Raw genomic sequence first — 449 nt, 5'->3', positions numbered from 1 at the left:
TCGTCGTTGGTGGCGTTGCACCTGGCGGTGCAGTCGCTGCGGCGCGGCGAGTGCGACCTCGCCCTCGCCGGTGGCGTGACCGTGATGTCGACGCCCGGGTTGTTCGTGGAGTTCTCCCGGCAGCGGGGCCTGGCCGCCGACGGCCGGTGCAAGGCGTTCGCGGCGGGCGCGGACGGCACCGGTTGGGGCGAGGGCGTGGGCGTGCTGCTCGTGGAGCGGCTGTCGGACGCCCGGCGCAACGGCCACGAGGTCCTCGCGATCGTGCGGGGGAGCGCGGTCAACCAGGACGGCGCCTCCAACGGCCTGACGGCACCGAACGGCCCGTCGCAGCAGCGGGTGATCCGGCAGGCACTGGCGTCGGCACGGTTGTCGACGGCGGACGTGGACGTGGTCGAGGCGCACGGCACGGGCACGACGCTGGGCGACCCGATCGAGGCGCAGGCCCTGCT

General features: G+C 74.8%; 1 protein-coding gene. It reads left to right on the top strand.

Annotated elements, in window-relative coordinates; translation table 11 throughout:
- The coding region (locus ACFHW0_RS31795) for a beta-ketoacyl synthase N-terminal-like domain-containing protein (RefSeq protein ID WP_416613321.1) at window positions 1-449 on the top strand (449 nt) is incomplete at both ends.

The sequence above is a fragment of the Micromonospora sp. LOL_025 genome (assembly GCF_048060285.1).
GTDB lineage: Bacteria > Actinomycetota > Actinomycetes > Mycobacteriales > Micromonosporaceae > Micromonospora.
Note: the sequence above shows the minus strand (reverse complement) of the source record. Positions and strands in the feature narration are given on the sequence as shown.